Genomic DNA, 20,985 nt, shown 5'->3' on the forward strand with positions numbered 1-20,985 from the left:
ACCGATTTGGACGAATGAGCGCCCCAATTTCAGTAGTTATGGTTGCCGCCGCGATGCCGGGAAGTACTACCTTAGCGCTCGCTGAAATAAAGGGCAGACAACCAATCCGGCTCGAGCGGCAGGCCGAGCACGAAACCCTTTCCATGGAGCAGGAAATCGATACCGTAGGTGTCGTGTGCAAGCGCGGCTATTCGTCGTCATCCTCATCGCCGGTCCGACTGTAGGCGTAGTTGAAGAGTGCATCGAGTTCGCTCAGGTCGACCAAGTCGAGACTGTTCCGAAGCGCTTCAGCATGTGCGGCGAACCGCGCGTAGCGGGCCCCGTCGACGGTCGCCTTTTTTGGAAGCCGGGGATAATCGGTGATATTGGCGAGGCCCATTCCCTTGACCGAGTTCTGATTCATGACCGGAAACCGAGCGGGATCTCGGACATGTAGGATTTCGGTCAGCACGTTGGTTCCAGCGCGCGGAATCTTGGCGAAATGGGCTTTGAGCAGATCGAAGAGCAGAGCCGGGTCGTCCGACTGCTCCGCGACTAGCGCGCGAAGGGCCGCCTGGAATTGCGCGGGCTTCTTTGCGACTGTCGTCTTACCGCGCGCCATGCCGCTCGAGTGCCAATACCCTATTAGTTCCTCATATGCGTCCAGAAACCCACGCCGCTTGAGGTCAGGCTTCCGGGTCAGGACCTCCAACTGGCCTCGGGCTTTGAGCAGATTCTCCCTCCGCCGCTTCGTCGATGCATCGAACCCCTCCGAACCCTTGTCGGCACGCATCTCGACCAGAAGAGCAGCCAGCGTGACAGGATCGCCCGGCTTGGCCTCCATCGCGCGTGACGCCTTCCGCTCGGCGATCTTCATCGCGGCTTGGTGAATATCGCGGCGCCTCTCGTAGGCTTTGATGAGTTCCTCGGTCGCCTCGACAATGTCATGCGCTTTGATCCGGGCATCGATCCAGCGCCTGAGCCAAGCCTCCTGCTTGGCGGCGGATCCTGTCAGGAGAGCGGAGAGTTCGTGATTGCCGGACAGGCCGCCCCAGGTCATGTTGGCCGAGCCGACGATCAGCGTCTGGCCGCTCCGCCCCTTGATCCAGTAGACCTTCGGATGAAGCGTCGCTCCGCTCTGCTCACTGATGTAGAGCTTGATCTCGCCGCCGTTGGCATTGGCTGTGGACTGCAGGCGCCGAATCCCGCGAAGCACCACCGGTTCGCTCTGGTAGAAGTTCAGACCAATGACGAACGTCGCCTTCAGGCCCTTCGCGGCGCGTTCCCTCAGCGCGTTCTTGATGAACCCCCAGCCGGTGTATTTGGCAAAAGCGACGATGCAGATGACATGCGTTGCGTGGGCGAGACGGCGATCGATCTCCTCGAGGTGACCTTCCTCGCTGCCATTTTCTAGCAGCGATGCCACGACCTTGGCCGGTGCGACTCCCATATGCCTCCCATCAATGCCCATGCGTTTCAGGCGCGTGCGCTTCTCTCCATGACGACAGTTCGCCGGTCTGTATTTCGTGCGGATCGACCTGTTCAGCCTGGCTAGACCGACAATATCGTCCGCTCATCGAAACAGGCTCTCATGGCCGATGTCGCCATGACCGGGTTTGGAAGAAACTTTCCGCATCACCCTCCAAAAGCAAGGCCTCGGCCTGCAGAGCGGCCTGCACAATTACGCTCATATCATCATTGAAGCCAACTTTGCTTCGACGCTCTTGGAGCCTCCCGGCTAAAATTTCGGCCGATTTCTTCCAGTAACGCGTCCCAGTGATATCTTCATGCACGTCAAGAAATCGAGCCATGGCCCCCGTCCTGTCTTCCAAGAGGAAGCTAGGGCATGCGCGGCAGAACGCGTAGAGCTTTTCATCGCTAGTTGCGATCCAGACATCGTGCTCAATAAGATCGTGGTTATTCTGCTTTCTAGTATTGTTTACGACATCTGCAGCGGTTATTATGATCAGATCATTGGCGCCGTTCAGCGATATGCGCTTTATAAGCTCGCTTGTAGATAAGCCTTTCCCGCCTCCTTTTTTAATTTTAGCAAAGTTGCTCATTATGGCATTTTTTCGGTCTCGAAGAGAGTCGGTCATTCCTACGTCTGGCGAAAATACATATCTCGCGATTGACGCTTCCTTTACGCTAATTAGATTGAGTACTTCAGAACAGTAATCGATATAAGCAATGAATTTCTCGATGGGATCAAGGATCTTTGAACGATGGATGATGTTTATGGCCATCAGCGAGGCATACGGGCATGACTTAAATTCTTGCATTTCGCTCGGGAGTTCTGAAAACACCTCGGGGACTGTGCTTTCGCCCGTAAAAGGCATAGGCCTTGCGTTTGGATCATATCTAAAATGTGGAAGGTAGTATCTTAGCATCTTGCTGAATGCGATCTCGACAGCCCCCCTGCGTGCAGGCGGCAGTTCCTGGTATGCCGCACCTGGAGATATGAAGACGCCGTATTTAGAATATTTCGATATCATTTTAGCAAATTGAGCAATGCCCGCTTCTTTAAGTTTATTATGTGGCTGTTCTGTTCGATAGGCCATCTCTATTTCGATCATCACATTCGTATCGAATATAATGTTGGTTTGTCTGCCAACTCGAAAATTATTGACAACGGCCGCGCGATCGAACTCGATCAACTGTTCGTGGCTAGAAGAAGATTGAAAAACTCGTAGCATGAAAGTATCCGTGCTTTTACAAGAACTCTTGTAGCAATCGACCGACTGGCTCGCTATCGTTTAGGTGTCATGGGCTTGTTGCCCACACAGGCTTCGATTAACCTAAACGGCAGCTTCCGTCAGGATCGGGCGGTCATCGACACGGATGTGAACGATTGATCCTGGCGCCGCTTGCTCATGGGCAGCTTTAGGATCGGCACCGAGGTCCTCAAGGACCCGAGCTACGCGCAGGCCAGGGCGGTCTGGTACTGGATCCTGTCCTGCGCGAGATCGTGCGGGATCTCCCAGATGCGAACTGGGACCTGGTCGGCCCGTTGCTGGGCCGCAAGATCGAGGCGCTGCTCTTCTCGCTCGCCGAGCCTAACCTCGTCGCGCCCCAAGGCATGGAGCGCATCTTCGGGTCGGGATATTCCGGCTTCTATCGCATTCGCGCAGCGATCCTCGCTTATGCCGAGCTGGCCCTCGAGATATCGATGATCCTCGGGGCGACGTCCAACCGCGACAATGACGGGAAGGGCATCTCCGACGAGACCCTCGAATGGATCTCGTGCAACGTCGAGGCAGACTGGTTGGTCGGGCTGATCGCGAGGCTGTCGGCCGCCGAGCCCGGAGATGCCGAGCGCTTCATCCGATTCTTCTGCGTTGATTTCCGGCAATCGCCAGCGCCACAACGGCGGGGATGGCCTGTTCCCACCGTTCGCGCGCTTCGAGAAGAGCTACGTCTTCTCACCAATCCTAGTCTTGAACTTCCTCCATCTCCGCAATGCCGTCTTCGCCTTCTCCACGCTGGATGCCCGCACCTATGCGAACCACGTCTCCCACGAGCTGGAGCCGGTGCTCATCCGCCAGGCGATCGAGTTCCTGCGGCGAAGCCATCCCTGGTTCCTCCGTCCAAGCTACGATTATGCGGGTGGGGAAATCGACCTGGTCGTCGCTGGCGAGACCGGGCCGGTGCTGCTCATCCAGGCCAAAGGAACGCTGCCACCGCAGGGGGCTCGCCTGACGGAGCGATTGGCCGATCGCATTCGCGATGGCATCGGCCAAGTGGAGAAGTTCCGCGCACTTGAGGTTACCGAGCAGGAAGCTATCGCGAGTGCCGCCGTCGGGCGGCCTGTTGCGGTGGCTGACATCCGGCACGGCATCCTCGCGCGGTCGTGCTTCGGTGCACCCGAGATCTTCGATCCCGCGCTAGGGATCGCGCGGATCACGCTGCCGCTCCTGTCGCTTGCGCTCGGCGAGATGCGTGCCCGAGGGGAGCTGGTGGACATAGATGCGCTCCTCCTCCACCTGGAAGGAATCGAGCTGCGCTATTTCGTGGAAGCCGACCCCCGGTGGGAAGAAGGAGCGATCTCGCTAGCGGGCCGGCACCTGCACGTACCGTTGTTCAAGTACGATCAGGACATGGTGGACATGGTTCGCGCGCAATCGTGGGCATGCTCGTTTATCGAGGAACCGAACGGCGGGCGCACTTGATCGGCGACCTTGATCCTTTTCGGCCTGGCGCATGCATGTGCGCCATGCAGGAACGATAAATCCCATTCAGGAGATCGACCGCCACTAAGACGTCGTTCGCGACGACGTCGGTGCGGACGTGGCGGCGCTCCCTTTCAAGAGACGGTTCGCTCGGAACAGGCGAGATGGCATCTTCCGTCGATACCTGACGTTGGTTAGCGCGGTCCTCAGCGACTATCTTTGGTCGGCACTTGCCGTGCTCGGCAAGTCAACCGACGACGGCAGATTCCCTAAGTGATTGCCTTGCAGCTACCAATTCGTAACCGACCCATTTCTGCAGTAGCTGTTCCGGCAGAAGATCACCGCCTTCGGCCCGCCGTAACGAGGTCGGGACTCGAACTTATCGTCCAAGCTGATTCCGGCTTCTTCCCTCCAGCGCCTGCCTGAGGCGGCCGGGCGCACACCTTATCACCATGCGAACGAGATTGCCCCGTGCGCGAAATCGGACCCTCCAATCGTAGTCGGTTCTTGCGACAATCCTGCCGCTCCAGAGCGATAGCTCGAACGGCAGCTCTCGCCAGGAAGGGACGAATAGCGGTTGCGTGACCGGCGCCGCGGGTTGGCAGAAATTGGGCCGATTGCCGACGGGTCACTTTAGAGAGGCTCGCAGTGAAAAACGGTCGTTCGCTTGCTGCGACCAGCGTCTCGACTCCTCACGCCGCCTCCGATTTCTCCCTCCAGAGCTGGTCGGCGATGGCCACGAAGTGCGGGATCGAACAGAATTCGCAGTCGACGATGCGGGGGCGGCAGCTGCGGAGCTTTCCGATGGGTGACCCCCATGGATCGACCTGCCAGTAATTGGTGTCTGTCAGACCGGTCTGCACGCGCAACATCTCGACCACCAGCAGATTGCCGGCAAGAGCACTGACGAACGCGAAAGGGGCGAGAACCTGCTTGCCCTCAGCGGATTTCAACGCCTGCTCGGCGCACAGCTGCTTGAACAGGCTGTCATAGGCCATGCCCTCGATCGCCGCCGCCTGTATTTCCGCGTTGGCGCCAGCGATCAGCGCCGCCGCATCCGCGGAGATGAGACTTTCCCTGACCATGTCCAGGCTGATCCCAAGCCCGTCGGCGATGGCACGTTCCCGTGCGTGCTCATCGGGGACGTGGCGATAGATGCACGAAAGACATGCATCGGCGGTCGGTTGGCGGTGCGAATGGACGACGACCGCCCGGATATCGGTGGTCGACGCGTCGAACACGCGTTCGGGAACTTCGGTCTGAATAGCGCGACGGACGCGACGACTATCGACGGTGACGATCGCAGTGCGCTGAGGGCCATTCTTCGCAACGTAGTCGTGAAAATCCCCGTTGAAGGGAATTAGCGCGACACGCGGGAAATCGGGGCTGGCGTTCCGGGCCAAAGTTTCAGCCTTGGGTTGCCCGACGTCGGCCTCGGTGAAATAGAGGCATCGGTTCGGATTACCGCCGCCGACTGCCTTGGGATCGACGATCGGTAGCGTACCCCGGGCGTCGATATGACGCAGCGCCCGCAGGAACGCGTTGCCGACGGCGCCCGCGCCGATCAGCACTGCGCCGTCCAGGTCGATAGACGCATCCAGGGCCTCGCGCGGGACGCCGAGCTGGTCGATCCATACGGTGATCGGAAGGCTGACCTTCGGAAGTTCCTCGGCGCCAATCGCAAGAGAAAGAGCCGCCGCCGCCGTCGGACACGCCGCGATCGCCGCGAAGAGCGGGTGCGGATCGGAGGACGCCGTCTTCGACGGTTCGAGGCCGATCACCGCCTTCGAGGCGTTGATCCTCGCGTACAGCCGCGTGGCGTTCGAACGCGGTGCGGCATTGCCGACGACGAGTTCGACCTTCACGTCGTCGGCCGGATCGCGCGTCACGGCCATGGTGCGATCGAGCAGATCGCAGACCTCCCGAGCCCAGTCGGCGCAGGAAGCGCGCTCCTCCACCGTGACCAGGATGCGGCCTTCCAAACGGGCCGATGCAGCATCCTCGTCGATGCCGAGCGCCGACGCGAGCATCCGCGCATTCTCCTGCCTGGCGGTGATCATCCCACTACTCCGATGCATCCGTCGGGACCGCACGTCGGTACGCGAACCCATTCGTTTTCGCCCGAAAGGCGATAGCTGGCGGCCTGCTCCGCGAAGTTCGCCGGCGTTGTGTTGCGAGCGAATTCCGGCAGCACCAGCGAAAGCGCGCCGACATGGCGGACGATCGCCCATTCGTCGTCGGCCTCCGAATGAAAGGCACGACCGGGATGGCTATGGACTTGCGCCAGTATCTTCAGACGTGCGCCGCGCAGATGATTCATCAGGGCGCGCAGGCTTGCAGGCGCCAGCTTGAAATAGTCGATGTCGGTAATCTGATCGGGCTCGTAGACCTCCGTGACCGGGATCGGTTCGCGGATACCGGAGACAGGCCCCAGCCAGAGGACGGCGCGTTCCTCGGAACGTGCGCCGCCCGTACGCAGGATGTCGATCGTTCGTGCGAGCGTGTCGGTGGTGCAGCTTAGCGTGGTCATCCTACTGCCTTCTTCCATGAGCGGTAGATCTGGGTGACGATGCCGATGAGATCGTTGCCCGACGTGCCGCGATAGTTCGACCATGCCTCGGTGAAGTGGCTTTCATGGGTATGGTATTCCCGCACCCCGCGCATGCACACGAACAGACGCCCCGTCACCGGATGGGGGCAAGGATGAAAGATGCTGCCCACTGAAGGCGGCGCCGCATCCACCGGCGTGCCGTCGGCACGCAGGAGCTGGATGCTGGGCGACAGCTCGTTCCACTGCTCGCATTCCAACCGCAGGCGCAGCGCCGCCGCGGTCGGATGGTGGAAGATGACGTCGAAGACGGGGTATTTCGCCGACACGATCTCCCACCCCCAGCGACGCACGGCGGCGACGTCGAGGCGGCTTACGTCCGCCTCGAACGCCGCCCGCGAGATCAGCTCAAGCATTGCCGCCGCCACCTTCGCGCGGCATCCAGTCGAGTTCGACGGTACCGGTCAGGCCCGCCTGCCCGAAGCTCAGCGAGGCGTTGATGTCGTTGCCTGCGACGCTGACGACCCAACCCGACGTGTCGGCGAGGTCGAGCTTCCGCGCCGCCTTCTCCAGCACGGAGGAGATCGTCTCGTCGCTCTTGACGCGCAGACCTCCTTCGGCCGGGAACACGCCGCTGAGCGTCATGACCGTCACCAGCAGCTTGTCGGCACCGTGATGCTTGCGCGAGACGACGTGCTCGACGCCCTTCGGGCCGAACGCGATGGTGCTGCCCGGCCGGAGAACCACGTCCGGTTCGTCCTTCCGCTCCAGAACCCAGTCCTGCCCCTCGGGGGCCGGCCAGATACGGTTGAACTCGTCCGTCTCGATCTGATCCGTGGGCCAGATCTGCCCGATCTCGTTCACGGTGAAGGCGTAGGCCTCGTCGGACAGGGCGGCGCGCAGCTGACCATGAGGATGATCGGCGAGGACGATCTTAGCGTCCGTGGTCATATGGGTGGTGCGTCCGTTCTCGATCATGACGGCCTGATGCTCGCTGGCGGGCGTCAATCCGGCAGCATTGAGCGCCTCGCGCACCCTGATGATGGCGTCGTCGAACTTGATGAGCTCGCCATTGACGGGGAACTCGTCGGCGGCGCGATCGCGCCCAGGGTCGAAGATGGTCATTATGTCTTTTGCTCCAGTACGATGCCGACCACGCCGCCGGGACTCTTGACGATCGAAGTATCTGGACTAAAGTGTCTCATCGGTCTCGATCTGGACTCTGTATGCATCGGGACTAATTGCGGCGTCAAGTCCACATATGGACAAAGGAGTAGTTTGAGATGGCGATAAGCGCCCCCGACGCCCATGCAGTCGTCGTGCGATCAGGGATTCCAGCCGAGCTGGAAGCCTTCTTCGCAATGGCCGAGCGGTGGGGCCTTTCCACCGACGAGCAGATCCTGCTGCTAGGGTCTCCCGGTCGTTCGACCTTCTTCAAATGGAAGAAGGAAGGCGGCAACCTGCCCGCCGACACGCAGGAGCGGCTCTCCTATATCTTCGGCATCTGGAAATCGCTGCGGATCCTCTTCACCGTTGACGAGCGCGGCGAGGAGTGGGTGCGCAAGAAGAACACGTATTTCGACGGTGCCAGCGCGCTCGACGTGATGCTCGAAGGCAAGGTCACCAGCCTCTACAAGGTGAAGCGCTTCCTGGATGCCCAGCGTGGTGGCTGAGATCGGACCCGTCGTGCCGTGGAAGGGCGAAACCTTCCGGCTCATCCCGTCCCGCTTCCCGCCAGTCTCAGTGTATGAAGGCCTGGTCGCGAACGACCGCCTGAACGCGCTGGTCGACATCGAGAACCTGACCAACCCCCGCCTCCAGTCGCAGGCTCGCATCGCTAGCCTCGAGAACAAGGACCCGAAGACGTCAGCGCGCCTCCAGAACTGGAACCTGGCTCCCTTCGCGTACGGCCATCCGGACGGCAGCACCTTTTTCGATGCCGACCGTCCGTGCCTCGAGGTCGCTGCTGACCGCCAGACGGCGCTGGCGATCTCGGTGGCGAAGCGTCAGCGCTTTCTCGCCTGCACGTCGGAGGGCCCGATCGGCCTGGACATGCGGATGTTCAAGACGCCGCTGTCTGGCCGGTTCGTCGACCTGCGCGGCCTAGGCGCGGAGGAGGCGCGGGACCGCGGGCGCGAGCTCGGCAAGTCCATCGGGGACGATGTGGACGGGGTGCTCTTCCACCCCATCGAACGCCCCAGCGCGACGGCGATCTCCGTGCTGAACGGGTCGATTCTGGAGCAGACCCTCCAGGCGGTCCACTATCGCTACCAGTGGAACGGTGAGCGGATATCGCTTCTCTACGCGTTCGACGACAAAGGTACTCGGATCGAGCCGGACCATCTGCGCAGCGAAGCGGATTGCCTCGCTGCCTAGATCGCGGCGGGAATCCTGCCTGCCCGCCAGCCTTCGAGGCGGACAATCTCGTGGAAGTCGCAGCCCGGAGTCCTGCACACGATGCTGGGAACGACGCGGCCATCGGCTTCGATCGTGTGGTCGCGAAGCGCGATGCCGTGCCCGCGGGAGCACGTCACCTCCGCCTTGAAGCGACGTATCGTGGAGGGATGGCTCGCCTTCCAGTGAAGCCTTTCCGGCCGACCTTCTCCGGCATGCTCCTTGAGGCCGACGACCGGATAGGATCGCTGGCGCGAGGCAGCGCCTGTCGGCCGGGACGTTCTGGAAGCTGGCCGCTGGACATTCGGCTCGCCGACCAAGAAGTGCAGTACCGCCTTCAACCACTTTGGCATCGATTCTCCACGCACGCGCGGCCACAAATTCTATATGCAGCGGTCTGACCATAGCAGATCGTTGGCGTCTTCGCTCCTACGGATCGGTTTACGGGCTACATGTCCAGAACTCAGTGTGTCGCTGAACCCTATCGGGATCTCGATAGGAACTTAGAAACGACGACTTTCAGGATCGGAAGTTCCATTCGCCGGTGGCTGAAAACGAGGCGCGTTGCTGCCAGGTGGCTTCACGCTAGAGCGAATGGCAAGTTGTGTCAGAATCTGCCGTTTAGAACCAAGCTCGCGAAGGACTGGCTCTGGTCGGTAGCTACCGTGCCCGGCAATCACTCCGCGAGAGCAGCTTCCTAGGTTGATTGCCTCAACGCTGCCTGTCCCCAACCGACCCATCTTACGCCGCCACTGTTCTGGCAGAAGGTCATCGCCCTCACATCGCAGTACCGGTCGGGACTCGAACTTAACGTCCAAGTACATCCAGCCTTTTCCACGAATAAAGAAAGTGCTATAAGGGGCTCCGGCGGTCAAAAAGATCGATGATTCTGCTCGTCAGATCAGTTGCTTGGCTAAACACAAGTCAAGCTCTTCTGGCACCATTTTCCTGACGCTAAGTGATTGGATCCATGACCTGCGGGTCGCCAACGCTTGTGCGCACATCCCACAGCGTCGACCCGGGCAGCCCATTTGTGGGTCACCCCCTAGAACAGCTTGCGGAGCGAGACCGTGACTGTCCGCCCAACGGGGTCGAGATAATCGGCCTGGAAGCGGTTTGGCGTATTGCCATTGCCGTCGCGCACCCGTTGCCGCCCATCGCCGATGTTGCTGACGTCCAGCCGCAGTTGCAGCTTCTCGGTCCATTTCGCGCGCTTGGCGATGTCGTGCAGGTCCATGAATGCACTGACGTTCAGCCGCAGCAGCGCGCCGAAGCGGAAGTCGGCGGCCGGATCGCCGCTCCGCACGCGCCCGGTGCCGCTATACCACCCGTCAAAGGTCACGCCGCTCCCCTGATGCGTGAGCCCGCCATAGACGAAGCCGGACAGGCGCGGCAGACTTCCGCCCGTCACTGTGTCGCCGCGCAGCACGTCCAGCTCGGGCGTGTCGGGCCGCAGCTGCAGGCGGTCGCTGAATTTGTAGGTGGGGCCTGCGCCGAGATACAGGGTCGGGCGCGGCGGTGGGGGGCCTTGCCGCGCGGGGTCGGGCGCCGCCGGCTTGCCGAGCTGGCTGAACACATTCACCGTCAGGTTCAACGCCTGGATGCGCTCGCGGTGGAAGTTGAGCGGGCGGAACTGCACGTCCGTAAGCCGCCCCGCCGCGTCGCGGGTGAACAGGTCGGGCAGCAGTGCCTCGGTCTGTGGCGTGATCGCGTAGACCGAGCCGGTCTGATCGCGCACCTGAGTCGCCTCATAGGTGGCGCTCAGGCTCCATTCGCGGCTGGCGAAGGGCTTCAGATTAAATCCCAGCGATCGCACCAGCCGCTCCTCCGCGCGAAGCCCGGGATTGCCGCCGGTTACCAGCATGACCAGCTCGGTGCGGCCATTGCCGAAATCGAGCACGGGCACGTTCGCCACGCGCACCTCAGGACTGGATTGCTGTGCCAGGTCGGGCGCGGCGCCGCTCCGCCTCAGCGATGCGGTCAGCTGGACGCCGCTCGCCACGGTCCACGCCAGCCCAGCACTGGCGTCATGCAACTGCCCGAACCCGCTGACATGCCGCGCCCGAAACGCGGCATTGGCCGATAGCTGGCCGAGCCAGGATAGCGCGTCGGTGCCGGTGATCGGCACGTCGATCGCCGCACCGCCCTCAGCTCGGGTCCTGCCCAGTTCCAGGTCAAACGGACTGGGTCCGCGCGTCACGGAAGCGGCGGTGGCGCGGCCAAGCTCGGCAGTGGCAGTGAACGTCACGGCGCCGGCGGGCAGCCGCAGCGGCGAACCGGTTACCACCAGCTTCGCCTCGCCCGTACGGGTGCGCAGCCGCGCCACGTCCTCCAGCCGGTCGCGTAGCAGCGCGGGCGCGAGCGGCGCGAACGGATCGGTGCCGCCGGCGATCGCAGCATTGGCCCCAGCCGGGTCGATCCCGCGCTCGCTGCGCCCGTCGATCTGCTTCTGCTCGAATGCGCCGCTCAGGTCCCATCGCCAACGCGCGACCGATCCGCGCAAGGTGAAGCCAGCCTTTAGCGTGGTCGTCTTCTGCCGCTGACGCAGCGGCGCTGCCTCCGTCAGATAGCGCGCCAGCCGCACCGGGGCGGAAAAGGGGGAAAACGGGTTGGTGGCGGGCACGTTCAGATATACCGGCGCCGGGCCGGTGCTGCTGCGCTCCAGGTTCTGCTCGGCGTTCAAGGTAAGCGAGCCGGCGAGCGTGGCGGTGATCCGGTCGGCGAGCACCGCCTGCGCCTTTACCGCGCGCGTATCGGGGGTCAGCGTGCGCAGCGGCCCCAGGTCGAACAGCCGCGGCCGGTTCGCCCCCGCGGCATAGGCGGCCAGCGAGCCCCGGTCCTCTGCGCGGGCGGGCACCGGCGCGATCGTCACCGGAACGCCCGCAGCGGCCGAGAGCGCCGGGTCCACTTCACCGCCAGACTGTCCCAGTATGTTGCCCAATGCGTCGAACGGCACGTCGGGATCAGGCAGCAGGTCGCGGTCCGATTGCAGCAGTGCATCGGCATGGCGCACTTCCAGCGTCAGGCTCGTCCGGCTGTCGCCGCGCAGGCGGGTGAGCCCGACATTGCCCTTCTGGCTGAGACTCCCCCAGCGCGTGGTGCTGCCCAGGGCGCCGCGCAGGTCCAGCTGGTCGAACACCCGCTTGGTGACGAAGTTCACCACGCGCTGCGTCGGCGGATAGCCGAACTTCAGCGCCGCGAGTTCCGGCAGCACTTCGACTCTCTCGATCGCCTCGGGCGGCAGGGTGCCGATTTCCTCATATCCCGACACCCGCTGCGCATTCAGCAGGAAGACCGGCGGGGACCCGTCGGCGGATAGCGTGCTTCCCTGAATCGCCCGAAGCAGCTCGTCCATGGTCGAGGCGCCGAGCGCCGCCACATTGTTCTCGTCCAGCGTGAGCAGCGGCGCGATGTCGGTAACTGCCGATCCGCGCGTGCCCAGGATAATGACTTCTTCTTCCCCCTGCGGCGGCGCTTCTGCCTCCACGGGGGGCGCCGGCGCCTCCTGTGCCCAAGCCGCCGGCCCGCAAATCGCCGCGCCGGCACCCGCCGTGCCGAGCAAGACGCGCCGAAGTAAAAGCCGGTGGCACCGCTCCCTCGGCATGTCTATCCCCTCCGGTCCTGAAGAACCGGGGGCGAGCATATGAAGCGATTGCTATGCGCGCCAGCCGGAACCTATTCACGTCTGCTGATTACTGCGCGTATCCGCCGAGCGCGGCTGTATCTTTGCACGCGCGGCACAGGTACATGGCCGCAAGCCAAGGAGTCCGCGCGATTTTTCATCTCTTCTTTGCCCTGCCGTGCCTGTACGTGATCGCGCGCTGGCTCTGGCCGCTGAGCGTGATGCTCGAGCTGAAGATTGTGGTCGCCGTGCTGCTGCTGGTCGGATCGCAGTTCCATCTGTGGAGCCGGCTGTCCTCGGGATCGGTGTTCGCGCCCGAATTCCCGCGTGCGGTCGTGCTCCTGTTCAACTGGGCGTTCGGGGCGATCCTGCTGCTTGCCGTGTTCCAGCTGCTTCTGGATCTGGGCTGGCTTGCCACGCTGTGGGCGCGGCGCAGTGCGGCGGGGCCGGGCGACCAGCTCCGCTTTGCGATGGCCGTGGCAGCCGCCATTCTGGCGTGTATCGGCATCTGGAACGCCGTGCGGGTGCCGCCGGTAAAGGATGTCGAGATCACCGTTCGCGGCCTGCCGCGCGCATTTAACGGGTATCGCATCGTGCAGCTCACCGACCTGCACATCAGCACGTTGTTCCCGGCCGCATGGACACGCCGCATGGTAGAGCGCACCAATGCCGCCGGCGCGGATCTGATCGTCGTCACCGGCGACTTCATCGACGGGTCGGTCGCGATGCGCCGGGACGATGTGGCGCCGCTGCGGGACCTGCGCGCCGCCGATGGCGTGTATGCGATTCCCGGCAATCACGAATATTTCTTCAGCTATCCTGAGTGGATGCGGCACTTGGCCGGGCTGGGCATGCGGATGCTGCCCAACCGGCTAGCGGTGCTCACGCGGGGCGGCGACCGGCTAGTGCTTGCCGGCGTGACAGACCTATCCGCGCCCAGTGTGGGCGAAGCGGGCCCGGATCTGGCCGCGGCGCTGGCGGGTAGGCCGGCAGGCGTGCCGGTCCTGCTGCTGGACCATCAGCCCCGCGAGGCGCGGCGCGCGGCGGCAGCCGGCGTGGCGGTGCAGCTGTCCGGCCACACGCATGGCGGCATGATCGTCGGACTCGATCGCCTGGTCGCGCCGGCAAATAACGGCTTCGTGTCGGGGATGTACCGCCTGGGCGACATGACGCTCTATGTCAGCAACGGCACCGCACTGTGGCCGGGCTTCGCATTGCGCCTCGGCCGCCCTTCGGAACTGACGCGCATCACCTTGCGAGCGCGGCCCTGAGCGGGGCGGCCGGCGAGATAACGCCGTGATTCCCGTGGGCTTTTCGGCTAAGGCGCGGCGGTGACCATTGTGCTCGCCATCCTTCTCTCCGCGCTCGCCATGACGGCGATTGTCGGGGTGCGCTACCTGCTGACCAGCGGCGCCTTTGCGCTGGCAACGCGGGTGAAGCATCCTGGGCTCTATGCCGGGCTCGACAAGCAGGTGGCGAAGGAGATCCGCTGGAGCTTGGCCTCGGCCGCGATTTATGGCGTGCCCGCCGGGGTGGTCGCCTGGGGCTGGCAGAATCTGGGCTGGACGCGGATTTACACCGAAGTCTCGGCCTGTCCGCTCTGGTACCTGCCGGTGTCGGTGCTGCTCTTCCTCTTCGCGCACGACACCTGGTTCTATTGGACGCATCGCTGGATGCACGTGCCCAAATGGTTCCGCATCGCCCATGCCGTGCACCATGCCAGCCGCCCACCCACCGCCTGGGCGGCGATGAGCTTTCACCCCGTCGAGGCACTGACCGGCGCACTGGTCATCCCGGCTTTGGTGTTCCTGATCCCGATTCATGTCGCGGCACTGGGTACGGTGCTGGCGATCATGACTATAATGGGTGTAACCAATCACATGGGGTGGGAGGTTTTCCCCCGTTTCATGACACGGGGGCCGCTGGGCGCGTGGTTGATCACCGCGAGCCATCACCAGCGGCACCATGAGCAATATGGGTGCAATTTTGGGCTTTATTTCCGTTTCTGGGATCGGCTGTGCGGCACGGACAAGGGGCTCGGCGATTTCACGCGCCGCCATGGCCGTCGGGTGCCTGGCGCTGCTGGGAGGCATGACGCCGGTCGGGCAGCTTGAGGTCGACTTTGCCGGCATGCGATCGGCCAAGGGCGTGCTGCGCATCTGCGTGACGCGCAAGGCCGATGCCTTTCCCAGCTGCCGCGATGATCCCAATGCGATCCGGCGCAACGTGCCCGCCAGCACCGCGTCGACGCGCTTCGACGCGCTGCCGACCGGCGATTACGCAGTTGCGGTGATCCATGACGCCAACGGCAACGCCAAGCTCGACACCATGTTCGGCATCCCCAAGGAAGGCTTTGGCTTTTCGCGCAACCCGGCGATCCGCCTGGGCCCGCCAAGCTTTTCCAGCGCGCAGTTTCCGGTGACCACCGGTGCGGAAAAGCAACAAATCCGCATTCGTTACCTGCTCTAGGAACCGTGTAGAACCGATAGCGTTTCGCGGGTGCAACATTCCTGGGGACGCAAACCATGTTCTTCCGCACGCTGGCGCTGCCGCTGCTGGTACTCGCCGCCACGCCCGCTCTGGCGCAGAGCCAAGACACGCCGCCGCCGGCCGATGCCGGCGGCGACTTTGCTATCGTCGGCGCGGGTGCGGGCATCCTGCCGGACTATGAGGGTTCGGACGATTACCGCTGGTCGCCAGTGCCCGCCGCGATCGGCCGCGTGTCGGGCTTCAACTTCCAGCTGCTCGGCAACCGGCTGAGCGTCGACCTGATCCCCGATGGCGGCGGACCCGGCATCGACTTCCAGGCCGGGCCGATCGGCGTAGTGAACTTCAACCGCACCAGCACCAAGAGCATCGACGATCCGCAGGTAAAGGCGCTGGGGGAGCTCGGCACGGCGTTCGAGCTGGGCGGCTATGTCGGCGTCGGCAAGACCGGGGTGATCACCAGCGACTATGACCGCCTGTCGGTCAGCGTCAGCTATCGCACCGATGTCAGCGGCGTTTCCGATGCGGGCATCCTCACCCCTTCGATCAGCTACATGACGCCGCTGAGCCGCAAGGCGCTGGTCGCCGTCTTCGCCTCGGCCGAGCGTGCCGAGAACGGCCAGATGGACGCCTATTTCGGCGTCACCCCCGGCCAGTCGGTGGCAAGCGGGCTCGCGGCCTATGATCCCGATGGCGGCTGGCGCAGCTGGACGCTGGGCGCGGGCACGGCGATCTCGCTGACCGGCGACCTGACCGGCGGGCTGCAGCTGGTCGGCGGCGGCACCTATCGCAAGCTGACCGGGGACGCCGCGGACTCGCCGATCGTCCGGGTTGCCGGATCGCCCAACCAGTGGATGGGCTTCTTCGGCCTCGCCTTCTCGTTCTAACCCGCACGGGCGGGGGTTACGCGCCCCGCCCAACCTGCTAAGACTCGACGCATCCCCGGGGGAGCGCTTCGTCGCGCTTGAGAGGGAGGCCGCAGCCTCCGACCCGCTGAACCTGATCCGGTTGACACCGGCGTAGGGAGGGAGGCGGTCACTCGAAATCCGCCCTCTCCATGCGACACTGGAGAGAACGCATGGCTGATATCCCCGCAAAGACCGAAATCGGCGTCACCACCGGCCCCATCCGCGGCTCGCGAAAGATCCATGTCGGCCCGCTCGGCGTGGCGATGCGCGAGATCCAGCTGGAGCCCGGTTCGGGCGAGGCCCCAGTCCGCGTCTACGACACCTCCGGCCCCTATACCGATCCGAACGCGCGCATCGACATCATGGGCGGCCTGCCCAAGCTGCGCCACGACTGGATCGTCGGGCGCGGCGATGTCGAGGCCTATGACGCGCGTGAGATCCGGCCCGAGGACAATGGCCAGCTCGGCCCCGACCGCTCGGGCGGCGTCCCCCAGTTCCCCAATGTCGTGAAGCGCCCGCTGCGCGCCAAGCCCGGGGCCAATGTCAGCCAGATGCACTATGCCCGCCGCGGCATCATCACGCCCGAGATGGAATATGTCGCGACCCGCGAGAACCTAGGCCGGGAGCGCCTGGCCGAATATATCCGCGACGGCGAGAGCTTCGGCGCGGAAATCCCCGACTACGTCACCCCCGAATTCGTCCGAGACGAGGTCGCGCGGGGCCGCGCGATCATCCCCAACAACATCAACCACCCCGAATCCGAGCCGATGGCGATCGGCCGTAATTTCCTGGTCAAGATCAACGCCAATATCGGCAACTCCGCCGTTGCCTCCAACGTCGCCAGCGAAGTCGATAAGATGGTGTGGTCGATCCGCTGGGGCGCGGACACGGTGATGGACCTGTCGACCGGCCGCAACATCCACGACACCCGCGAATGGATCCTGCGCAACTCGCCCGTCCCGATCGGCACCGTCCCCATCTACCAGGCGCTGGAAAAGGTCGGCGGCATTGCCGAGGAGCTGACCTGGGAGATCTTCCGCGACACGCTGATCGAACAGGCCGAACAGGGCGTGGATTACTTCACCATCCATGCCGGCGTCCGCCTGCCCTACATCCCGATGACCGCCAAGCGCGTCACCGGCATCGTCAGCCGCGGCGGATCGATCATGGCGAAATGGTGCCTGGCGCACCACAAGGAGAGCTTCCTCTACGAGCGCTTCGACGAAATCACCGAGATCATGAAGGCGTATGACATCGCCTATTCGCTGGGCGACGGCCTGCGCCCCGGCTCGATCGCCGACGCCAATGACGAAGCCCAGTTCGCCGAGCTCTACACCCTGGGCGAGCTCACCCACCGTGCCTGGAAGCAGGACGTCCAGGTGATGATCGAGGGCCCCGGCCATGTGCCGATGCACAAGATCAAGCAGAACATGGAAAAGCAGCTAGAGGCCTGCGGCGAGGCGCCCTTCTACACCCTCGGGCCGCTCACCACCGACATCGCGCCGGGATACGACCACATCACCAGCGGCATCGGCGCGGCGATGATCGGTTGGTACGGCACGGCGATGCTCTGCTACGTCACGCCCAAGGAGCATCTCGGTCTCCCCGACCGCGACGACGTCAAGGTCGGCGTGGTCACCTACAAGCTCGCCGCCCACGCCGCCGACCTCGCCAAGGGGCATCCCGCCGCCCAGGTCCGCGACGACGCGCTCAGCCGCGCCCGCTTCGACTTCCGCTGGCGCGACCAGTTCAACCTGTCGCTCGATCCCGACACGGCCGAGCAGTATCACGACCAAACCCTCCCCGCCGAAGGCGCCAAGACCGCGCACTTCTGCTCGATGTGCGGCCCAAAATTCTGCTCGATGAAGATCACGCAAGAGGTCCGCGACTTCGCCGCCAAGCAGAACCAGCCCGCCAACGCCTTCCTGGCCGCTACCTCACTATCGGCAGCACCCGCCGACCCGGTCGATGCCGAAGCCGGCATGGCCGCGATGAGCAAGGTGTTCAAGGAAACCGGCAGCGAGCTCTACATGGGCGCTGGCGGGCGGGAGCGGGATTGAGCCTAATCAAGATTCTTCTCAGAGTTTTGGCCGAGTGAGGAAGTCCAGGTAATCGACGGTATAATCCTCGAAAAGGCTCGCCGCCCACTCGTTGAGATCCGGCCGGAACTCAAGGACGAAACTTTGAAAAGAGTTCTTATCGTCGCAACTTACATAGAAGGTTGCAGAAAATCGTACCATGCCGCGCGTATCGGCTTCGACCATCCCGGACTCTTCTTCGTCCAATGGCGAGTTCAAACACAGCCTTAGATCGCAACTGTCACCCTTGATCGTGCCCAGTTCTACTCGGACATTCTCGCCAGGAGGTATGAAGTCGAGCGGGCGTCTGAGTTCGTATATTTCAGTAGAAGTTGTGCTTAGATCGGCAGAGGACTTTGAAGCCGCTTTTACAGCGGATACATAAACACGCGTATTTCTCGCTGGGTTTCTTCCACAATTCTTCAAATAGAATCCTAGTTGTATCTCCCAAGGAGTCTCCGGCGGGTCCCCCATGTAAGTAGAAATCACTCCGTCCTCAAAGTGATCTGTCCCGAAACGAGGGCGTCTTATGTAGTTGATGAAGTTGAATGATTGAGACAGCATGAATCCGAGCATGGCGCTGAATGCCGACAAAAGAAGCTTATCCATTCCGCTCATCTTCCTTCGCCCATTTATCATCGATAAACCTCCCGCCGACGCCCCACCCGCACGCGATAGTCGCCGATCCGCCAGCGCCAATATCCCGCATGCTCGCCAACCAGCGGCGCGCCCAGCGAACGCGGGTCGTCCAGCACCGCGATCCGCTCTTCCAGCGTCCGGATGATCCGTGCCGCTTCGCCGCGGCCCAGCTTCTTCAGTTCGTTCGCCGCCTCAGGGACGAACTCAATCGCCCAGGCCAAGCTCGGCCTTCAGATCGGCAAGCGGGATCGCGTCTTCGGAACGGAAGTCCTTCATCCGCGCCTCGGCGAGATAGAAATCCTCCAGATCGTCGGGGTGCGCCAGGATCGCCTCGCGCGCATAGAAGGTCTTGGTGCGCCCGGTCTTCGCCGCCAGCGCCTCCAGCCGCTTCTCCAGCTCGGCGTCGATGCGCAATGCCAGCATGCCTCCTTGCTTTACATGTATGTCATGGAACGTGGCCGAGCAACGGTCTGGGCGACGTGGTGATTGAAGATTTGAAGCGGCAGGAAGAAAGCGACTTGGCCTAAACTTTTCTAAACTTCCGCCGTCGCACATTGATCGAGCAGCGGCTTTCCGCTTGCGCGGATTGGCAAGCTGCGTCAGCTTGCGGCCGACAAGTTCTTGAAGTCAAAGGACGAAGGCGTGATCAAGCATAGCCGTTTCGGGGCACTTTTTTCAGCGTTGGCGCTGCTGTCCGCGTGCGGCGGCGGAGGCGGCGGCAGTGTCGCGGTTGGCGGCGGCACGGGCGCGGGCGGGGGTACCACTGGCGGCACCGGTGCCACGCCGGCGCCCACGGCCGGCTGTTCGCTGCGTGAGCGCCAGGATTGGGCGCTGTCGGTGCTGCGCGAATGGTATCTCTTTCCCGAAACGCTGCCGGCGAGCCTCGACCCGGCGGGCTTTACCAGCCTCGACGCCTATATCGACGCGCTGACCGCGACGGCGCGGGGGCAGAACCGGGACCGGTTCTTCACCTACCGCACCTCCATCGCGGAGGAGAACGCCTATATCCGCACCGGCTCCAGCGCGGGCTTCGGCTTCCGCCTGACCTATGACACCGCCGCTGGGCGTGTGGCCGTGACCGAAAGCTTCGAAGGCGCGCCGGCGCTGACCGCTGGCATCGACCGCGGTACCGAGATCCTGGCGATCGGCACCACTGCGGGCAATCTCCAGTCGGTGTCGAACCTGGTGGCGAGCGGCGGGCCGCAGGCGGTGGTGAACGCGCTCGGGCCCGACACGGTCGGCACCACCCGGCTGCTGCGCGTGCGCGATGCCGCCGGAACGCGTGATGTGAGCGTCGCCAAGACCGATTACACGCTGACGCCGGTTTCCAGCCGCTATGGCACCCGGATCATCGATAATGGCGGGCAGCGGGTCGGCTATGTCAATCTGCGCACCTTTATCGACACCGCCGATCCGGCGCTGCGCAGCGCCTTTGCCCAGTTCAAGGCGCAGGGGATTACCGACGTGATCGTGGACCTGCGCTACAATGGCGGCGGGCTGGTCTCGATCGCGGAACTGTTCGGCGATCTGCTGGGCGCCAATCGCACGCCCTCGGACGTGTTCGGCTACACGACCTTCCGTCCGGAAAAGGCGTCGAACAACGAAGTCGATTATTTCGCGCCGCAGCCCGAATCGATCGCGCCGACCCGTATCGCCTTCATCGGCACCGGCGGCACGGCATCGGCCAGCGAATTGGTGATCAACGGCATGCTGCCCTATCTGCGCGCTAACGAGGCGCTGGTGGGCAGCAACACCTATGGCAAGCCGGTCGGTCAGATCGCGATCGACCGGCCCGCGTGCGACGACCGGCTGCGCGTGATCGCCTTTGCAACCGAGAATCGCGACCATCAGGGCCGCTATTTCAACGGGCTGGCCAGCAACATGGACGTGACCTGCCGCGCCGGCGACGATCTGAGCCGCCCTCTCGGCGACCCTGCCGAAGCGTCCACCAAGGTCGCGCTCGATTTCCTGGCCGGGCGCAGCTGCGTGCCGATCTCCGGAGCCTCGCCCTCGGCCTCCTTGCGGACGCAGAACGTGGCCGAAGGCGTGCGCCAGCCGCTGATGCCTGAACGGCCCAGCCCCGGCCAGCATGCCGTGCCGGGCGCGTTCTGAGGCCGCTGCGCGACGAAGTGTTTCGCCGAAGAGTCGGATTGTCGGGCTT

General features: G+C 63.4%; 21 protein-coding genes and 1 riboswitch. Of the genes, 9 read left to right on the top strand and 12 right to left on the bottom strand.

The features are described 5' to 3' along the window. Positions 1 to 187: 187 nt before the first annotated feature. The 3 genes from LQ953_RS05510 to LQ953_RS05520 all read right to left on the bottom strand — a co-directional run bounded on the left by LQ953_RS05510 (position 188) and on the right by LQ953_RS05520 (position 3,331). Complete coding sequence (locus LQ953_RS05510) at positions 188 to 1,429, bottom strand: phospholipase D family protein (RefSeq protein ID WP_231029682.1); 1,242 nt, start codon at positions 1,427 to 1,429, stop codon at positions 188 to 190. A 139-nt stretch (positions 1,430 to 1,568) separates the two neighbouring features. Then, positions 1,569 to 2,555 (bottom strand): hypothetical protein, encoded by a 987-nt coding sequence (locus tag LQ953_RS05515; protein WP_231029683.1) that lies wholly within the window; start codon positions 2,553 to 2,555, stop codon positions 1,569 to 1,571. A 341-nt stretch (positions 2,556 to 2,896) separates the two neighbouring features. Next, the gene (locus LQ953_RS05520; RefSeq protein WP_231029685.1) at positions 2,897 to 3,331 is read right to left on the bottom strand and encodes a hypothetical protein; all 435 of its coding nucleotides are present in this window, start codon (positions 3,329 to 3,331) and stop codon (positions 2,897 to 2,899) included. A gap of 85 nt (positions 3,332 to 3,416) precedes the next feature. On the opposite strand from LQ953_RS05520, the gene LQ953_RS05525 reads away from it, so the two are divergent. Further along, on the top strand, positions 3,417 to 4,148 hold the full coding sequence (locus LQ953_RS05525) for a hypothetical protein (protein ID WP_231029686.1): 732 nt from the start codon (positions 3,417 to 3,419) through the stop codon (positions 4,146 to 4,148). Between the two features lie 692 nt (positions 4,149 to 4,840). Here LQ953_RS05525 and LQ953_RS05530 read toward each other — a convergent pair. The 4 genes from LQ953_RS05530 to LQ953_RS05545 are packed head-to-tail and all read right to left on the bottom strand — an operon-like array spanning position 4,841 to position 7,821. After that, positions 4,841 to 6,208: a ThiF family adenylyltransferase gene (locus LQ953_RS05530; RefSeq protein ID WP_231029688.1), complete on the bottom strand. Its 1,368-nt coding sequence runs from the start codon at positions 6,206 to 6,208 to the stop codon at positions 4,841 to 4,843. Next, complete coding sequence (locus LQ953_RS05535; RefSeq protein WP_231029689.1) at positions 6,205 to 6,678, bottom strand: Mov34/MPN/PAD-1 family protein; 474 nt, start codon at positions 6,676 to 6,678, stop codon at positions 6,205 to 6,207. Before LQ953_RS05535 ends, LQ953_RS05530 begins: the two co-directional genes overlap by 4 nt. Next, positions 6,675 to 7,112: a putative metal-binding protein gene (locus LQ953_RS05540; protein ID WP_231029691.1), complete on the bottom strand. Its 438-nt coding sequence runs from the start codon at positions 7,110 to 7,112 to the stop codon at positions 6,675 to 6,677. The genes LQ953_RS05535 and LQ953_RS05540 overlap by 4 nt, the downstream gene beginning before the upstream one ends. Further along, a complete protein-coding gene (locus tag LQ953_RS05545) occupies positions 7,105 to 7,821 on the bottom strand; it encodes a hypothetical protein (RefSeq protein WP_231029693.1) in 717 nt (238 codons plus the stop codon). Before LQ953_RS05545 ends, LQ953_RS05540 begins: the two co-directional genes overlap by 8 nt. A gap of 158 nt (positions 7,822 to 7,979) precedes the next feature. On the opposite strand from LQ953_RS05545, the gene LQ953_RS05550 reads away from it, so the two are divergent. Both LQ953_RS05550 and LQ953_RS05555 read left to right on the top strand, forming a co-directional pair. Beyond that, a complete protein-coding gene (locus tag LQ953_RS05550; RefSeq protein WP_231029694.1) occupies positions 7,980 to 8,369 on the top strand; it encodes an MbcA/ParS/Xre antitoxin family protein in 390 nt (129 codons plus the stop codon). Then, entirely contained in the window at positions 8,362 to 9,072 is a 711-nt protein-coding gene (locus LQ953_RS05555; protein WP_231029695.1) for an RES family NAD+ phosphorylase, read from the top strand. Before LQ953_RS05550 ends, LQ953_RS05555 begins: the two co-directional genes overlap by 8 nt. On the opposite strand, the gene LQ953_RS05560 is transcribed toward LQ953_RS05555, so the two are convergent. Next, positions 9,069 to 9,443 (bottom strand): hypothetical protein, encoded by a 375-nt coding sequence (locus LQ953_RS05560; RefSeq protein ID WP_231029697.1) that lies wholly within the window; start codon positions 9,441 to 9,443, stop codon positions 9,069 to 9,071. The two genes, LQ953_RS05555 and LQ953_RS05560, sit on opposite strands and share 4 nt — an antisense overlap. Before the next feature lie 692 nt (positions 9,444 to 10,135). Next, on the bottom strand, positions 10,136 to 12,577 hold the full coding sequence (locus LQ953_RS05565; RefSeq protein WP_231029698.1) for a TonB-dependent receptor domain-containing protein: 2,442 nt from the start codon (positions 12,575 to 12,577) through the stop codon (positions 10,136 to 10,138). A 260-nt stretch (positions 12,578 to 12,837) separates the two neighbouring features. Between LQ953_RS05565 and LQ953_RS05570 the strand changes: the two genes are divergently transcribed. From LQ953_RS05570 to thiC, 5 genes are all read left to right on the top strand, one after another. Continuing rightward, a complete protein-coding gene (locus tag LQ953_RS05570) occupies positions 12,838 to 13,983 on the top strand; it encodes a metallophosphoesterase (RefSeq protein WP_231029700.1) in 1,146 nt (381 codons plus the stop codon). A 66-nt stretch (positions 13,984 to 14,049) separates the two neighbouring features. Next, on the top strand, positions 14,050 to 14,826 hold the full coding sequence (locus LQ953_RS05575; protein WP_231029938.1) for a sterol desaturase family protein: 777 nt from the start codon (positions 14,050 to 14,052) through the stop codon (positions 14,824 to 14,826). Further along, on the top strand, positions 14,804 to 15,181 hold the full coding sequence (locus LQ953_RS05580) for a DUF2141 domain-containing protein (RefSeq protein ID WP_231029701.1): 378 nt from the start codon (positions 14,804 to 14,806) through the stop codon (positions 15,179 to 15,181). Before LQ953_RS05575 ends, LQ953_RS05580 begins: the two co-directional genes overlap by 23 nt. A 56-nt stretch (positions 15,182 to 15,237) precedes the next feature. Next, on the top strand, positions 15,238 to 16,086 hold the full coding sequence (locus tag LQ953_RS05585) for a MipA/OmpV family protein (protein WP_231029702.1): 849 nt from the start codon (positions 15,238 to 15,240) through the stop codon (positions 16,084 to 16,086). A 52-nt stretch (positions 16,087 to 16,138) separates the two neighbouring features. Next, a riboswitch (TPP riboswitch) is annotated at positions 16,139 to 16,229 on the top strand. Positions 16,230 to 16,277: 48 nt separating this feature from the next. Continuing rightward, positions 16,278 to 18,167 (top strand): phosphomethylpyrimidine synthase ThiC, encoded by a 1,890-nt coding sequence (thiC, locus tag LQ953_RS05590; RefSeq protein WP_231029703.1) that lies wholly within the window; start codon positions 16,278 to 16,280, stop codon positions 18,165 to 18,167. A gap of 18 nt (positions 18,168 to 18,185) precedes the next feature. On the opposite strand, the gene LQ953_RS05595 is transcribed toward thiC, so the two are convergent. From LQ953_RS05595 to relB, 3 genes are read right to left on the bottom strand one after another with little or no spacing between them, the layout of a single operon-like run. Then, the gene (locus tag LQ953_RS05595; protein ID WP_231029704.1) at positions 18,186 to 18,794 is read right to left on the bottom strand and encodes a hypothetical protein; all 609 of its coding nucleotides are present in this window, start codon (positions 18,792 to 18,794) and stop codon (positions 18,186 to 18,188) included. 26 nt (positions 18,795 to 18,820) lie between these two features. Beyond that, positions 18,821 to 19,045, bottom strand: a complete 225-nt coding sequence (locus LQ953_RS05600; protein WP_231029705.1) for a type II toxin-antitoxin system RelE family toxin — start codon at positions 19,043 to 19,045, stop codon at positions 18,821 to 18,823. Continuing rightward, on the bottom strand, positions 19,029 to 19,247 hold the full coding sequence (relB, locus tag LQ953_RS05605) for a type II toxin-antitoxin system RelB family antitoxin (protein WP_231029706.1): 219 nt from the start codon (positions 19,245 to 19,247) through the stop codon (positions 19,029 to 19,031). Before relB ends, LQ953_RS05600 begins: the two co-directional genes overlap by 17 nt. Before the next feature lie 219 nt (positions 19,248 to 19,466). Here relB and LQ953_RS05610 point away from each other — a divergent pair, with 219 nt between their 5' ends. Further along, on the top strand, positions 19,467 to 20,936 hold the full coding sequence (locus LQ953_RS05610) for a S41 family peptidase (RefSeq protein WP_443026546.1): 1,470 nt from the start codon (positions 19,467 to 19,469) through the stop codon (positions 20,934 to 20,936). Positions 20,937 to 20,985: the final 49 nt, after the last annotated feature.

This window comes from Sphingomonas sp. IC-56 (assembly GCF_021043375.1).
Classification (GTDB): domain Bacteria; phylum Pseudomonadota; class Alphaproteobacteria; order Sphingomonadales; family Sphingomonadaceae; genus Sphingomonas.

Coding starts and splice junctions, on each gene's coding strand:
- LQ953_RS05510 (WP_231029682.1), bottom strand. CDS start 1,429: ATGGGAGTCGCACCGGCCAAGGTCGTGGCATCGCTGCTAGAAAATGGC.
- relB (WP_231029706.1), bottom strand. CDS start 19,247: ATGCTGGCATTGCGCATCGACGCCGAGCTGGAGAAGCGGCTGGAGGCG.
- LQ953_RS05550 (WP_231029694.1), top strand. CDS start 7,980: ATGGCGATAAGCGCCCCCGACGCCCATGCAGTCGTCGTGCGATCAGGG.
- LQ953_RS05580 (WP_231029701.1), top strand. CDS start 14,804: ATGACGCCGGTCGGGCAGCTTGAGGTCGACTTTGCCGGCATGCGATCG.
- LQ953_RS05585 (WP_231029702.1), top strand. CDS start 15,238: ATGTTCTTCCGCACGCTGGCGCTGCCGCTGCTGGTACTCGCCGCCACG.
- LQ953_RS05530 (WP_231029688.1), bottom strand. CDS start 6,208: ATGATCACCGCCAGGCAGGAGAATGCGCGGATGCTCGCGTCGGCGCTC.
- LQ953_RS05515 (WP_231029683.1), bottom strand. CDS start 2,555: ATGATCGAAATAGAGATGGCCTATCGAACAGAACAGCCACATAATAAA.
- thiC (WP_231029703.1), top strand. CDS start 16,278: ATGGCTGATATCCCCGCAAAGACCGAAATCGGCGTCACCACCGGCCCC.
- LQ953_RS05595 (WP_231029704.1), bottom strand. CDS start 18,794: ATGGATAAGCTTCTTTTGTCGGCATTCAGCGCCATGCTCGGATTCATG.
- LQ953_RS05560 (WP_231029697.1), bottom strand. CDS start 9,443: ATGCCAAAGTGGTTGAAGGCGGTACTGCACTTCTTGGTCGGCGAGCCG.
- LQ953_RS05545 (WP_231029693.1), bottom strand. CDS start 7,821: ATGACCATCTTCGACCCTGGGCGCGATCGCGCCGCCGACGAGTTCCCC.
- LQ953_RS05570 (WP_231029700.1), top strand. CDS start 12,838: ATGGCCGCAAGCCAAGGAGTCCGCGCGATTTTTCATCTCTTCTTTGCC.
- LQ953_RS05540 (WP_231029691.1), bottom strand. CDS start 7,112: ATGCTTGAGCTGATCTCGCGGGCGGCGTTCGAGGCGGACGTAAGCCGC.
- LQ953_RS05535 (WP_231029689.1), bottom strand. CDS start 6,678: ATGACCACGCTAAGCTGCACCACCGACACGCTCGCACGAACGATCGAC.